This is a genomic window from Salinarimonas ramus (assembly GCF_014645695.1).
GTDB lineage: Bacteria > Pseudomonadota > Alphaproteobacteria > Rhizobiales > Beijerinckiaceae > Salinarimonas > Salinarimonas ramus.
Genome location: NZ_BMMF01000014.1, coordinates 151,529 through 164,368, shown reverse-complemented (window position 1 = coordinate 164,368; position 12,840 = coordinate 151,529). Strand labels below are relative to the sequence as shown.

16 protein-coding genes are annotated in these 12,840 nt (G+C 71.3%); 6 read left to right on the top strand and 10 right to left on the bottom strand.

Going from position 1 to position 12,840, the window contains the following annotated elements; translation table 11 throughout:
• Positions 1 to 53: 53 nt before the first annotated feature.
• Positions 54 to 1,394: a glutamate--tRNA ligase gene (gene gltX, locus IEX89_RS20830; RefSeq protein ID WP_188915186.1), complete on the top strand. Its 1,341-nt coding sequence runs from the start codon at positions 54 to 56 to the stop codon at positions 1,392 to 1,394.
• Positions 1,395 to 1,416: 22 nt separating this feature from the next.
• Here gltX and IEX89_RS20825 read toward each other — a convergent pair whose 3' ends face one another.
• The 4 genes from IEX89_RS20825 to IEX89_RS20810 all read right to left on the bottom strand — a co-directional run bounded on the left by IEX89_RS20825 (position 1,417) and on the right by IEX89_RS20810 (position 4,720).
• Positions 1,417 to 2,367: a DUF2865 domain-containing protein gene (locus IEX89_RS20825; RefSeq protein ID WP_188915185.1), complete on the bottom strand. Its 951-nt coding sequence runs from the start codon at positions 2,365 to 2,367 to the stop codon at positions 1,417 to 1,419.
• A 190-nt stretch (positions 2,368 to 2,557) separates the two neighbouring features.
• Positions 2,558 to 3,097 carry a hypothetical protein gene (locus tag IEX89_RS20820; RefSeq protein ID WP_188915184.1) on the bottom strand — a complete coding sequence of 180 codons (540 nt, stop codon included), beginning with the start codon at positions 3,095 to 3,097 and terminating at the stop codon, positions 2,558 to 2,560.
• A 150-nt stretch (positions 3,098 to 3,247) separates the two neighbouring features.
• Positions 3,248 to 3,628, bottom strand: coding sequence for a response regulator (locus IEX89_RS20815; RefSeq protein WP_188915183.1), 381 nt, complete (start codon positions 3,626 to 3,628; stop codon positions 3,248 to 3,250).
• 285 nt (positions 3,629 to 3,913) lie between these two features.
• Complete coding sequence (locus IEX89_RS20810) at positions 3,914 to 4,720, bottom strand: response regulator (protein ID WP_188915182.1); 807 nt, start codon at positions 4,718 to 4,720, stop codon at positions 3,914 to 3,916.
• 222 nt (positions 4,721 to 4,942) lie between these two features.
• On the opposite strand from IEX89_RS20810, the gene IEX89_RS20805 reads away from it, so the two are divergent.
• The 3 genes from IEX89_RS20805 (at position 4,943) to IEX89_RS20795 (ending at position 6,120) form a co-directional block, all read left to right on the top strand.
• Positions 4,943 to 5,170, top strand: coding sequence for a NepR family anti-sigma factor (locus IEX89_RS20805; RefSeq protein WP_188915181.1), 228 nt, complete (start codon positions 4,943 to 4,945; stop codon positions 5,168 to 5,170).
• Entirely contained in the window at positions 5,167 to 5,718 is a 552-nt protein-coding gene (locus IEX89_RS20800) for a sigma-70 family RNA polymerase sigma factor (protein ID WP_188915180.1), read from the top strand. The genes IEX89_RS20805 and IEX89_RS20800 overlap by 4 nt, the downstream gene beginning before the upstream one ends.
• Before the next feature lie 180 nt (positions 5,719 to 5,898).
• Positions 5,899 to 6,120 carry a hypothetical protein gene (locus IEX89_RS20795; RefSeq protein ID WP_188915179.1) on the top strand — a complete coding sequence of 74 codons (222 nt, stop codon included), beginning with the start codon at positions 5,899 to 5,901 and terminating at the stop codon, positions 6,118 to 6,120.
• Positions 6,121 to 6,148: 28 nt separating this feature from the next.
• Here IEX89_RS20795 and IEX89_RS20790 read toward each other — a convergent pair whose 3' ends face one another.
• A complete protein-coding gene (locus tag IEX89_RS20790; protein ID WP_244645618.1) occupies positions 6,149 to 6,418 on the bottom strand; it encodes a hypothetical protein in 270 nt (89 codons plus the stop codon).
• A 134-nt stretch (positions 6,419 to 6,552) separates the two neighbouring features.
• Here IEX89_RS20790 and IEX89_RS20785 point away from each other — a divergent pair, with 134 nt between their 5' ends.
• Entirely contained in the window at positions 6,553 to 7,035 is a 483-nt protein-coding gene (locus tag IEX89_RS20785) for a secondary thiamine-phosphate synthase enzyme YjbQ (protein WP_188915178.1), read from the top strand.
• 43 nt (positions 7,036 to 7,078) lie between these two features.
• Here IEX89_RS20785 and IEX89_RS20780 read toward each other — a convergent pair whose 3' ends face one another.
• Both IEX89_RS20780 and IEX89_RS20775 read right to left on the bottom strand, forming a co-directional pair.
• Complete coding sequence (locus IEX89_RS20780; RefSeq protein ID WP_244645617.1) at positions 7,079 to 8,158, bottom strand: GGDEF domain-containing protein; 1,080 nt, start codon at positions 8,156 to 8,158, stop codon at positions 7,079 to 7,081.
• A gap of 110 nt (positions 8,159 to 8,268) precedes the next feature.
• Positions 8,269 to 9,738, bottom strand: a complete 1,470-nt coding sequence (locus IEX89_RS20775; protein ID WP_188915177.1) for a DEAD/DEAH box helicase — start codon at positions 9,736 to 9,738, stop codon at positions 8,269 to 8,271.
• A gap of 175 nt (positions 9,739 to 9,913) precedes the next feature.
• On the opposite strand from IEX89_RS20775, the gene IEX89_RS20770 reads away from it, so the two are divergent.
• Entirely contained in the window at positions 9,914 to 10,612 is a 699-nt protein-coding gene (locus IEX89_RS20770; protein WP_188915176.1) for an alpha/beta fold hydrolase, read from the top strand.
• Between the two features lie 9 nt (positions 10,613 to 10,621).
• Here IEX89_RS20770 and IEX89_RS20765 read toward each other — a convergent pair whose 3' ends face one another.
• The 3 genes from IEX89_RS20765 to IEX89_RS20755 all read right to left on the bottom strand — a co-directional run bounded on the left by IEX89_RS20765 (position 10,622) and on the right by IEX89_RS20755 (position 12,795).
• Entirely contained in the window at positions 10,622 to 10,861 is a 240-nt protein-coding gene (locus IEX89_RS20765; RefSeq protein WP_188915175.1) for a hypothetical protein, read from the bottom strand.
• A 114-nt stretch (positions 10,862 to 10,975) separates the two neighbouring features.
• Positions 10,976 to 11,335, bottom strand: a complete 360-nt coding sequence (locus tag IEX89_RS20760) for a hypothetical protein (protein WP_188915174.1) — start codon at positions 11,333 to 11,335, stop codon at positions 10,976 to 10,978.
• A 161-nt stretch (positions 11,336 to 11,496) separates the two neighbouring features.
• Positions 11,497 to 12,795 carry an AMP-binding protein gene (locus tag IEX89_RS20755; protein WP_188915173.1) on the bottom strand — a complete coding sequence of 433 codons (1,299 nt, stop codon included), beginning with the start codon at positions 12,793 to 12,795 and terminating at the stop codon, positions 11,497 to 11,499.
• Positions 12,796 to 12,840 lie beyond the last annotated feature (45 nt).

The following is a 12,840-nucleotide window of genomic DNA, read 5'->3' as shown; positions in this document are numbered from 1 at the left end:
TCGCGTGCACCAACCGAATTCCACTCGGCGGGCCGATGGTCTAGATACGCGGCATGACCGCGCCGATCCTCCGCTTCGCCCCCTCCCCCACGGGGCTCCTCCACATCGGCAACGCCCGCACGGCGCTGCTGAACGCCCTCGTCGCCCGCCGCGCCGGCGGCACCTTCGTGCTGCGCCTCGACGACACCGATCGCGAGCGCTCGCGGGAGGAATTCGCGCAGGCGATCCGCGAGGACCTCGCCTGGCTCGGCATCCCGCCGGACGTCGCGGTGCGACAATCCGACCGCATCGCGCTCTACGACGCCGCCTCCGAGACGCTGAAGGCCAAGGGGCTGCTCTATCCCTGCTGGGAGACGCCCGACGAGCTCGAGCGCAAGCGCCGCCTGCAGCTCGCCCGCGGCCTGCCGCCGGTCTACGACCGCGCGGCGCTGGCGCTTTCCGAGAACGAGCAGGCCCGGCTCGCGCAGGAAGGCCGCCGCCCACATTGGCGCTTCAAGCTCGACCATCGCACGGTCGTCTGGCACGACCTCGTGCGCGGCGAGGCGTCGGTGGAATGCGGCTCGCTGTCGGACCCGGTCCTCGTGCGCGAGGACGGGAGCTACCTCTACACCCTCCCCTCCGTCGTCGACGACGCCGAGCTCGGCGTGACGCAGGTGGTGCGCGGCGAGGACCACGTCACCAACACCGCGGTGCAGATCCAGATCTTCGAGGCCCTGGGCCACGCGGCGCCCGATTTCGGGCACCACAACCTCCTCACCACGGCGAGCGGCGAGGGCCTCTCCAAGCGGCTCGGCCATCTCTCGCTGAAGGGCCTGCGCGAGGCGGGCCTCGAGCCGCTCGCGGTGGCGGCGCTCGCGGTGCTCGTCGGCTCGTCGGACGCGGTGCGGCCGGTCGCCTCCCTCGACGAGCTCGCCGCTCTGGTCGATCTCGGCCACATCTCCCGCGCGCCCGCACGCTTCGACGAGGCGGAGCTGTCGAGCCTCAACGCCCGCATCGTCCACGAGACGCCCTACGAGGCCGTGGCCGAGCGCCTCGCCGCCATGGGTATCGGCGGCGGGGCGGCGTTCTGGGAGGCGGTGCGCGGCAATCTCGAGACCGTCGCCGACGCGGCGCGATGGTGGCGGGTCGTCGCGGGGCCCGTCGATCCCGTAATCGAGGACGCCGCCTTCTGCGAGGCCGCGTCCGCGGCGCTCCCCGACGAGCCCTGGGACGCGGGCACCTGGAAGGCCTGGACCGACGCGGTGAAGGCGTCGACCGGAGCCAAGGGGCGCGCGCTGTTCATGCCGCTGCGCAAGGCGCTCACGGGGCTCGACCACGGACCCGAGCTCGCCGCGCTCCTGCCGCTCATCGGCCGCGAGAGGGCGCTGCGCCGCCTCGCCGGCGAGCGCGCCTGAGGCGGAGACGCATCCGCGGCGCTCAGACATCGGGTGCGGGGATCACCTCCGGCGCGACCACGCGAACGCGCCGGCTGCCGGCTTCGGTCCGGATCTCGCGCCATTCCCCGTCCGCGAGGCCGAAGAAGGGGATCGCAGCGTCGGGCCCGGTCGGCACCGGCGTCGCGGAGGCGCGGGTCGCGCCATCGGCGGGCTGCGAGAGCTCGCGGGCGCGCGCCTCGTCGACGATGTCCGCCCCGCCGCCGACCATGGCCTCGGCCTGCGCCAGCGCCTCGGCCCAGCTCTGGCCCGGCGCGCGGCAGGCGCAGGTCTCGTCGTGGCTGCGGCGGAAGGCGAGCGCGTTGGGCAGGTTCATGTAGGACTGGCCATCCGCGGAAATCGCCTGCTCGATGGCTGCGCCCTGAGGCTTGTAGAACAAGGCGGTCGGCGCGGCGGGGCATTGCGCCTGGCACATCTGCGCGGCGTCGCGGCTGTCGCGCGGCACGGTGGCGAGGGGGAAGAACGAGCCGTCGCAGGTACGCACGCACACCGCCTGCCCCGCGATCGGGCGCGCCTCGTCGGGGAAGCCCGGCCCCTGCATGAAGGGATCGGCCGAATCGAACGGCGTCTCGAAGCCCACCGGCGGCTGGCCGATCGGCAGGCAGACCTGCTCGATCGCGGCGACCAGCGCCGCGCGCCGCTCGTTGCCCGAGCGCGAGGCCTCGACGAGGAGGCGCTGGTAGTTCTCCTCCATGGCGCCGAGCCGCGCCTCCGCCTCCTGGCATTCGGGCGAGGTGGGCGCGCCGAAGATGAGGAAGCGCGAGCCGCCGCAATCGAGGCTCTGGACGTAGCGACGCATGCGCTCGAGCTCGATCGACTGCTGACGCGCCAGCGCCCCGTAATCCCGCCCGCCGCCCGCATCGATCTGCGCGAGCTCCGCGCGATAGCGCTCGCAGGCGTCCTGCGCCGCCGCGACACCGGGGATCGCAAGCATCAGGAGAGCCGTCAGAGTTCGGGAGAGTACACCCTGTCGCATCGCACCGCCGTGATCGTGGCGCGGCCAGGCCGATTCGCCGTCCGCATCCGCTCGTTCCTTATAGCGCCGTGGATGGCCGCAACATGAACGCAAAGCGTCGCGTCCGCGGCACGACGCCTCGGTCGGCGGATTCTCTTTGCGATCGTGGTCAGAGCGAGGCGAGGCAGAGCGTGCGCGAGGAGACGGCGCGGGTGCGCGCGAGCGGGCTCACGGGGCTCTCGCAGCCCGCCGCGAGGGGCTCGTCCGCATCCGGCACCGGCTCGGCGTCGGCGGGCGCGGGGCGGATCGGCAGGCGCGGCTCGTCGGCGGCGGGGGCGACGAGGAGACGCGGCACCTCGGCGCCGCGCACCACCGTCGTCGTGCGCGCGTCGGGATCGTGGAGCGCGACGAGCCGGCCGTCCACGTCGAAGGCGCCGATGGCGCCCGACGAGAAGGCGACGATCTCCGCCGCGCGGCTCGCCGATGCGGGCTGCGGCAGGCGCATGCGGGCGGAGGTCTTCGTGGCCACGACGCCGTGCGCGGGCTCGCGCGCCTCCGCCGGCCCCGCCGAAAGCGCCGCCACGGTGCCGGCCACCGTTCCCGCGATGCGATCCCACGTGGCGCGCAGCTCGTGCGGCGCGGCGAGCGCGCTCGTGAGCACGAACGCGCCGACATAGGTCGCGAGAAGGAGCGCAGCGAGGCGCGGCATCGCGAGGTCTCCGGCAACCGCCGTCCGGCGGCATCGGGGTGGATGATGCGGTACAACGAAGAAGCGCGACCCGCGTTCCCGAGCGTGGCTATAGAAAGTGTTTACTTTTCCGACCCGGTCTCGCGACCGCCGTAATCGCGGCGGGTGAGATCATCCGGGGATGCCGAGCGCCTGGAACAGGGCCTGCGCCAGCGCCTCGCGGGCATAGGGCTTGCGCAGCCGCGGCGCGCCCTGGAAAGCGGGATCGAGCCCCGGATCGGCATGGCCGGAGGCGACGATGACGGGCAGCCCCGCGGCCCGCGCCGCACGGGCCACGGGCGTCGCGCTCTCCCCGTCGAGATCGAGGTCGAGCACCACGGCGCGAAAGGCGAGACCGTCCGCGAGAGCCGCGAGCGCCTCCGCGCTCGTGCGCGCGACGATCACGTCCTCGAAGCCGAGATCCCGCAGGGTATCGGCCGTGTCGAGAGAGATGATGATGCTGTCTTCGACCACGAGCACGGTGCCGAAGAGTTGTTCGGTTCGCGTCGCCAAACGATGCTCCGATGATTTACACGCCCGTAATGTAAAGCTTGACGGCTCGAAAGGTTTCGCGTCCGGAACCAAACCCTTCCATGCTCGTTCGATGAGCACCTGGCCATCTGGTCCTCCCCGCATTCCCCTTGAACTCGGCCAGAAACTCTCAGCGGACCGGCATCGCCGGTCCGCTTTTTCATGTCGCGACTCTGCAACAGCGACGCCGTCGCGCTCTACGCTGCGCAAAGAAAAGGGCCTCCCGGAGGAGGCCCGTCTCGTTCGCGTCGCTCGTGGGGTCGCGCCTCAGGCGGAGGCGCGCTCCGGGCGGCGACGATGCGCGCTCTGCTGGAAGAACAGCGCCTGGCTGATCACGGCGGAGACGTTGGCCGGCTGGAAAGGCTTGGCGATCAGGAAGGCCGGCTCCGGCCGCTCTCCGGTGAGGAAGCGCTCCGGATAGGCGGTGATGAAGATCACCGGCACCTGGAACGTGTCGAGCAGGTCGTTCACCGCGTCGAGCCCAGACGAGCCGTCTGCGAGCTGGATGTCGGCCAGGATGAGGCCCGGGCGCTTGGAGCCGGCGAGCGCGATCGCCTCGTCGCGCGTGCGCGCGACGCCCGTGACGCTGTGGCCCAGGCCTTCGACGAGGGCCTCGAGGTCCATGGCGATGAGCGGCTCGTCCTCGATGATCATGATCTCGGTGACGATGTCGGCGGCGAGCTCGCGCCCGGCCTCCTCAACGAGCGACCGCACTTCCTGGACATCGACGGCGAGGATACGCGCCGATTCCTCCTCCGAGAAGCCTTCGAGCGAGGAGAGCAGGAAGGCCTGGCGCGGCAGCGGCGTGATCTGGCCCAGCCGCGCCTCGGCGGGCAGGTCGCGCTCGACGCCCTCGGCGCGGCCGTTGACGGAGAGGGAGTTCCAGATGCGCGTGAAGACCCGGAACAGGTCGGCCTTGATGTTGCCTTGCCGGTCGATCGTCTCGGGCTCGCTCACGAGCGCCTCGAGCGTCGCGGCGACATACGCGTCGCCCGCCTGCTGGCTCCCCGTGAGAGCACGCGCGTAGCGGCGCAGGTACGGTAGGTATTGGACGACGAGCTGAGCTGTCGACATGCACATCCCCTTGATGAACTCGCCCTTTCGAGCTCGGCCGCGTGAACCCGCACCCTTCCGGTGAATTGGCCCACGCGCCCGAGGGCGTCTGGTCTCTACGCTGGAGAACGCGTTGCGGACAGAAAGGTTCCGCATGGGCGCACCATGATGGAACCGAGTGCGCGTTCAGTGCGTTGAGGCCGGCGAGCGCTCGTTTCACGCCTCGAGGATGAGGGTCAAGAAATGAAAGTCAACAAGGGCACGGGGGTCTACGAGCTCGGCGCCCGCGCGGGGCACGAGGATGCACCGGCGCGGGACACTGCCGATCCGAGGCTCGATCGCGCCACGCAGGCGCGGATCGGCGATCAGCTGCGCGCCATGTATTCCGAGCTCCTGGATCAGCCGGTGCCCGACCGGTTCGTGGAGCTTCTCGCCAAGATGGACGACGAGTCCAGGGAGCGTTCGCGATGACACAGCCGGAACCGGCGCTGCGCGACGCCCTTCTCGCTGCCGTTCCGAGCCTTCGCGCCTTCGCCATCTCGCTCACCGGCCAGGTCGATCGCGCGGACGATCTCGTGCAGGACACGCTCCTGCGCGCGCTCTCGAACATCGACCGCTTCGAGCGCGGGACGAACCTGAACGCCTGGCTCTTCACCATCCTGCGCAACCTCTTCCACTCGGAATACCGTAAGCGCCGGCGTGAGGTGGAGGACGCCGACGGCTCCTACGCCGCACGCCTCAAGGCCCAGCCAGAGCAGGGCGCGCGCCTCGACTTCGAGGATTTCCGCGCCGCGCTCTCGACGCTGCCCGCGGACCAGCGCGAGGCGCTGCTGCTGGTGGGCGCGTCGGGCTTCTCCTACGAAGAGGCGGCCAACATCTGCGGATGCGCGGTGGGCACGATCAAGAGCCGCGTCAACCGCGCGCGCTCGCGCCTGACGCAGATCCTCGCGGTCGACGGCGACGAGGATCTCGGCGCCGATCGCATCACCCGCGCGGCCCTTCAGGCCGCGAGCGGCTGACGACGAACACCCGACGAGCATCGCGAGCATGAGAAGAGCCGCAGGGGCAGCCTCCCCTGCGGCTCTTCTCTTTGGCGGACCCCGAGGGCGCACCCGGATCATGCCTGTTTCACGGTATTTCTCACGTGCATGAAACAAGAAGCGTTTCCGCGCGTTAACGATCGAGACCGGAGACACGACATGAATACTCGCGATCTTCTGATGCGCTTCAGCGCCGTCTTCATCGTTCTGGCGCTCGTCTTCGCCCTGACGGGCGCGGCCAGCACCTCGGCCCTGCCGGGCGCCATCGCCGCGATCGCGGGTGCGCTCGCGCTCACCACGATGGGCCTCGCCGCCGCGGCCGGCGAGCGTCGCCGCCGCCCGGCCCCCGTGCGGGTGCGCGCCATGCGCCGCACCCGCTGAGCCGCGGCCACATCCTCTTTCCTTCAGATCAGGACATGCGCCGTAGCGCGTGATGCGGGTTCGGGTTCGACGGGCCGCCGGGCAGATGATCCGGCGGCTCGCGACGACCGGGATCGCGGATCTGCGGGTCCTCGCCGGGCTCGATCTCGTCCTCCTCGGGCGCCGGCGGGACCTCGCCCGGCAAGCGCCCGCCGGGCGGGAGCGGCGGCGGCGGCTTGCCCGGATCGTGCGGCACCCGGCTCGGATCGGGCGTGCGGATGCCGGGCATCAGCTCGCGCAGTCGAACGACGTCGTCCATGGCGGGCCTCCTTGCATGACGCATCGCGTCTGGGGGAAGCGAGAGCGCACGAAACGGGTTCCGTACGGGCTCGACCGGAGCGGGCGCGGGGCGCTAGGCTCCTCGATCGACGGCAGGCGAAGGAGGCACCGCCCATGGGCTCGAGCGGAATGCGATCGAGCGGGATCGACGGCCCGCGCCTGCGTCATGCGGGCGCGCTCGCGAAGCAGGCGGTTGCCGAGATAACGGTCGCGACACGCGGCCGCGGCTTCGTCGACGTGACGCGTGCGGTGCGGGACGCGATCGGCGAGAGCGGCGTCGCCTTCGGGCTCGCGACGGTCTTCTGCCGTCACACCTCGGCGTCGCTGACGATCCAGGAGAACGCCGATCCGGACGTGACCCGCGATCTGCTCGACGCCCTCGATCATCTCGCGCCGCGCGACGCACCCTATCGCCACGGCGCGGAAGGGCCCGACGACATGCCCGCCCACATCCGCACCATGCTCACGGACACGTCGCTCGCGATCCCCGTCGTGGACGGGGCGCTCGCGCTCGGGACCTGGCAGGGGATCTATCTCGTCGAGCATCGCGACCGGCCGCACCGGCGCGAGCTCGTCGTCGTCGTGCAGGGCGCCTGAGGGCGCGCCGTCACGCGATTTCCCGCTCAGGCGACTGTCCCGCTCAAGCGACCTCGGCCTGGGGGATCTCCTCCGGCACGCCGGTGAATTCGGCGTCCGTGTCGCAGACGGTGCGGTTGCGCCCGGCGCGCTTGGCCGTGAACATGCACTGATCGGCGCGCTCGAGCAGCGAGACCGCCGTGTCGCCCTTGCGCATGCCGGCACAGCCCACCGAGATCGTCACCTTGCCGAGCGATTCGCCGGTGGAGCGCTTCACGAGCTCGCGGCTCATGACGCTGGTGCGCACCCGCTCCGCGGCGGCGCGGGCGGTGTCGACGGTGGTGTCGGGGAGGATGATGCCGAATTCCTCGCCGCCGAAGCGTGCGAGCGTCGCCTTGGTCTTGACCTGCTCGCGCATGGTCATGCCCACGAGGCGCAGCACCTGATCGCCGGTGAGGTGACCGTAGGTGTCGTTGAAGCGCTTGAAATGGTCGATGTCGATGACGATCAGCGCGAGCGGCGCGCGCTCGACGATGGCCTGGTCGAGCGTCTTGACCAGCATCTCCTCGAAATGCTTGCGGTTGGCGATGCCGGTCAGCGGATCGGTGAGGGATTCGATGCGTACCGCCTCGAGCGTCTCGCGCAGGACCTCGATCTCGCCGCGGGTCTCGCGCAGGCGCGCCTCGAGGGTCTTGTTGGTGGCGGCGACGTCCTTCGTCGCCGTGACGAGGGCGGCGACGAGCTCTCGGATGCGGCGCTTGTCGATGGTGATGGCGAGGTCGTTGGAGAAGGCCTCGAGCGACTCGCCGTACTTGGCGGTCGAGCCCAGGGCCATCTCGAGCATCTCCATGACGTCGTCGATCTCGCCGATGACGCTCGCGCCCGTCTTCTCCGCCTCCTCGGCGAAGCGCTGGGGCGAGAGATGCTCCTCGAACAGCGCCTGGACGTCGTCGTCGCGCACCTGTCCGCTCTCGCCGGCGATCTTCTTGATGGCCTCGTTGATGACGGGCTTCTGACCGGTGACGTAGGTGTACCAGACCTCGTACGAGCGTGGGCTCGCAGAGGAACCGTAGGTCTTCATCAGTTCCAGGGCGCGCTGCCCGACCTGGAACGTCCTCTGGAGATCCTCACCCGTCGACGTCATCTGTTCCATCCCGCAGTGCGCACAACCGAACATCTGGCCGCGCGTCGGCCCCGGGGACGCAGATTGGATGGAAATTTCGAAGACCAGGTTAATGGCACGAAGCGAACGTGCTATTTTCTGGTCTTGATCACCGCCGGACGCAACAGGAAGGCGGGAACGTGATCGCCGAAGCCGGGCGACTCCACAGTGTCCTCGTCCCGGCGGGAGCGACCGCGATCGGCGTCGCGACGCGGTCGATGATCCGGGCGCTCCGTCCGCGGTTGCGCATCGCGCGGCTGCGGACGCTCATCTCGAGTTGCAGCAACCCTCTCTGGAGCCGCTTGCGCGGGCGCCGGCTTCGACGACGACGGCCTGCTCGAAGCAGCCTCCTCGCTCCCGCGACGACCACCGCGGCGCGAGCGACCGCGCGGCGCGCGCTCGCCCTCGTCGTCGGCGCCGCGCGCCACGGGCTCGGCCTTGCGCGGGCCGTCCCAGACGATCTCGCCGCCGATGAGCTTCTCGATGGCGCCGAGCGACTTCTCGTCGCCGGGCGCGACGAGCGTGAAGGCCGCGCCCGAGCGACCCGCCCGGCCCGTGCGGCCGATGCGGTGGACGTAGTCCTCGGAATGGTGAGGGACGTCGTAGTTGAAGACGTGGCTCACCATGGGAATGTCGAGGCCGCGGGCGGCGACGTCGCTCGCCACCAGGATCGGCGCTTCGCCGGTACGGAACTGGTCGAGCGCGATCATGCGCGCGCGCTGATCCATGTCGCCGTGCAGCGCCACCGCCTTGAAGGAATGGCGCTCCAGCGAGCGATGGAGCACGGCGACGTCGCGCTTCCTGTTGCAGAAGATGATGGCGTTCTGCAGGTCGACGGCGTCGCGGATGAGGCCGCGCAGCGTCGCGCGCTTGGAGGCGGGATCGCCACCCGTCGCCACGAGGCGCTGGGTGATCGTCTGCGCCGCCGAGGCCGGGCGCGCGACCTCGATCTTGACCGGGTTCGACAGGAACTTCTCCGACAGCCGCTGGATCTCCGGCGGCATGGTGGCCGAGAAGAACAGCGTCTGGCGCGTGAAGGGCGTGAGCTTCACGATCCGCTCGATGTCGGGGATGAAGCCCATGTCGAGCATGCGGTCGGCCTCGTCGATGACGAGGAGCTCGACGCCGGTGAGCAGGAGCTTGCCGCGCTCCACGTGGTCGAGCAGCCGGCCGGGCGTGGCGATCAGCACGTCGGCGCCGCGGTTGATCTTGACGTCCTGGTCGTTGAACGACACGCCGCCGATGAGGAGCGCCACCGAGAGCTTGTGGTTGACCCCGTACCTGACGAAGTTCTCCTCGACCTGCGCGGCGAGCTCGCGCGTCGGCTCGAGGATCAGCGTGCGCGGCATGCGCGCGCGGGCGCGTCCGGTCTCCAGCACGGTGAGCATCGGCAGCGTGAAGGCCGCGGTCTTGCCCGTGCCGGTCTGGGCGATGCCGAGCACGTCCCGGCGGGCGAGCACGTGCGGGATCGCCTGTTCCTGGATCGGCGTCGGCTGCGTGTAGCCTGCGGCCCCGACGGCCTGCAGAACCTTGTCGCTCAGCCCGAGTTCATCGAATGGCATGAAGGTGGAGAACTCTCACGGCTCGAGGCCGCTTTCTTGACGTGCCAGCCCCGCACGGCGACGAAAGGGCGGGCTTCTCGGTATCGCGCCCGCCAATGCTGGCGGCGACCGTGCGAGGGGACCATAGGTCGTCGCCGACCCATGTCAATCGTTGCGAGGCCTCGGAGGGCCCGAAATGACGCGCTTCGTCCTGATTCCCGGGCTCCTGTGCACCGGCGACCTGTTCGCGGCCCAGGTCGAGCCCCTGTCGCGGCACGGCTCGGTTGTCGTGGCCGACACGACGCGCGACGATATGATCGACGCCATGGCCGAGCGGCTCCTCGACGCGGCCCGCGGCGAGCCTCTGGCGCTCGTCGGCCTGTCCATGGGCGGCTACGTCGCGCTCGCGGCCGCGCGGCGTGCGCCCGACCGCGTGGCGCGCCTCGCCCTCCTCGACACGAGCGCGCGCCCCGACACGCCGGAGGCGAGCGAGACGCGCCGTCGGCTGATCGCGCTCGCGGAGGCCGGGCGCTTCGCCGAGGTCGACGACGTCCTGTGGCACCGCCTCGTGGCGCCGGATCGGCTCGGGGACGAGGACCTGCGCCGGCGCGTCGTGGCCATGGCGGACGAAATCGGCCCCGAGACCTTCGTGCGCCAGCAGCGCGCCATCATGGCGCGCGCCGACCAGCGCCCCTTCCTGCCGCAGATCGAGATCCCGACCCTCGTTCTCGTCGGCGAGAGCGACGTCATCACCCCGCCGGAAGTGGCGGAGGAGATGGCGGAGGCGATCGAATGGGCGACGCTCACCCGCGTCCCGGCCTGCGGCCATCTCGCGACGCTGGAGCGGCCGGAGCGGGTGAACGCGGCGCTGGAAGCCTGGCTCGCGGCGACGTGACGCCGGGGCTCAGTGCGCGTCGAGGTCTCCGCACGGATCGAGGCGCAGCGCGTTCAGGCGAAGGGCGTCGGGCGGCACGGAGCCGGTGATCAGCGGCTCGCGCTCACGGCCGTCGGAGGCGAGGCGGGCGAGCGCGTCGCGATCGAAAGTGCTCGACATGTAGTCCGCGGCGACCCAGCTGAGCGCGCCGACGACGATCGTGATCTTGAGCGTCGTCAGGATCATCGAAGGACGGCCAGAGCCGAACATGGGCGCCTCCCGGCAAAGGTTCCAAACCGCCGGGCAGGATCGGGCGTCAGGGTTAAGGGAGGATTGCCGGAAACAGGAAAATTCGCCGAGCCGGGCGCGAGGCGGATTTCCGCCTCAGCGCAGCGGGCCGGCGAAGGCGCCGACGCCCACTTGGGTCTCGAGGATGCGCGCGAAGCCGCCGGGTGCCGAGAGGCTCTGCGCGTCGACGACGAGCACGGGAGGGCCGGCCTCGCCGCGGCGTGCGGAGAGACGATCCGCCAGGTTCTGGAAGCGTGCGCGCGCCGCGCGATCGGCGCCGCGCGGGATCTGCAGCACGATGGCGCTCGGCGTCGGGATCACCGCCAGCACCTCGTCCGCCGCCTCCAGCGAGGCGGTGACGGACGCGTAGCCGAGCTCGGCGAGCTCGGCGGAGAGGGCCGCATCGGCCTCGCGGTCGCCGTCGTCGACGATCAGGATGCGTTGAAGAGGGGTCATCGCCTCGGCCGGTTCAACGGCCCCGCTTTCCGGAGCCGCCTCATCAACGCACATTTCGCGCGCCCGTTCCAGCCCCGAGCAAGGTTTGGGTGAACGGAAATTGTGCATTGCGCAACGCGAGCGCTCCCCGGCTCCGCGGGCCGCCCGGGCGGCGGCCACGCTCACGCGACGCCGATGACGATGCCTGCGAAAACGTCGGCGCGCCAAGCGGTCTCGCGCCATTCGGGCACGTCCGCCTCCACCTGGCCGCGCAGGACGCGTCGGGCGTGCGCGGCCGGTCCGCCGACGGAGAGGCGCCCCTCCTCGTCGCGGCGCACAAGCGGGTCTCCGGCGCGCGCGTCCTTCGCCTCGATGCGCATCGCGACCTGCCCGGATCGCCCGCGCGCGCGGGTGACGAGGGCCCACGGCTCCAGCGCGAGAACGTCGATCGCCGGCTGCGAGGCACCGCTGCGCGCCCTGAAGCGCGCGGGCGCGCCGTGGAGGTAGACGAGACCCGTGACGCTGCGCGGCAGCGGCGTGCGCAGGAGGGCCTCCTCCATCCAGCCGGGCACCACGAGGCGCGTCGGCTCCTCGCGGGCGAGGCTCGCGGCGAGCGCCGGCCCGTCGAAGAGCCCGTGCAGCTCCAGCGTCGCGCCGGTCATGAGCGTCGCGGCGAAGCCGGTGGCGAGCCCCATGAGATCGTCGGGCGCCACGAGATGGACGATGCGCTCGCCCTCGCCGTAGCGCGCGACCTCGAGGAAGGCGCTCGCGGCGGCGATCCAGGACGAGATCGGCCGGTAGGCGGCCTCGATCTCGTCCCCGCGCCGCGCCAGGGTGACGATCCCGCCCTCGCGGGGCGCGGCCGGCGCGGGCTCCTCGTCGTGCGCCGTTCCGTCGACCTCGCCGCGCCCGGCGAGGATCGGGCGCTCGTCCACCATGACCCTGTCGAGATCGAGCACGCCGTCCGGCGGCTGCGGGCCGAAGGCGGTGACGAAGCGCAGGCCGTAATAGGCCATGGCGATGTCGCGGAAGGTCTCCGCCGGCTTGAGCGCGCCCACGACGCTCTGCGTCACCACCGCGACCGCGCCCGTCGCCTCGACGGCGCGGGCGAGGTCGTCGCGGGTCCAGGCGACGGGCAGGAGGCAGGGGGTGAGCCCGGCGCGCTCCAGCGCGAGCAGGGTCAGGAGGGTCTCCGAGCCGCCCGGCAGGCAGATCGCGACATGCGCGCCGGGCGCGAGGCCGAGGCTCGCGAAGAAGGCGGCGAGGCGCTCCACCATCGGCATCGCGGCGCCGTAGCTCCAGGCGATGCGTGGGCGGCCGCACCAGGCGTCGCGCCCGTCCTGGTCGACGAAGGCGAGCGCCCGCGGCGTCGCCGCCGCACGCTCGGCGAAGAGCGCGCTCAACGAGGGCGCGGCCACGGGAGCGGAACCCTCCCGCGGATCGCCCCCTCTGCGCGCGCCGTCGACGGCGATGGCCACCATACCCCCTCCCCTTCACGCTCTCGTCGGAGCGCCGTCACGGCGCGG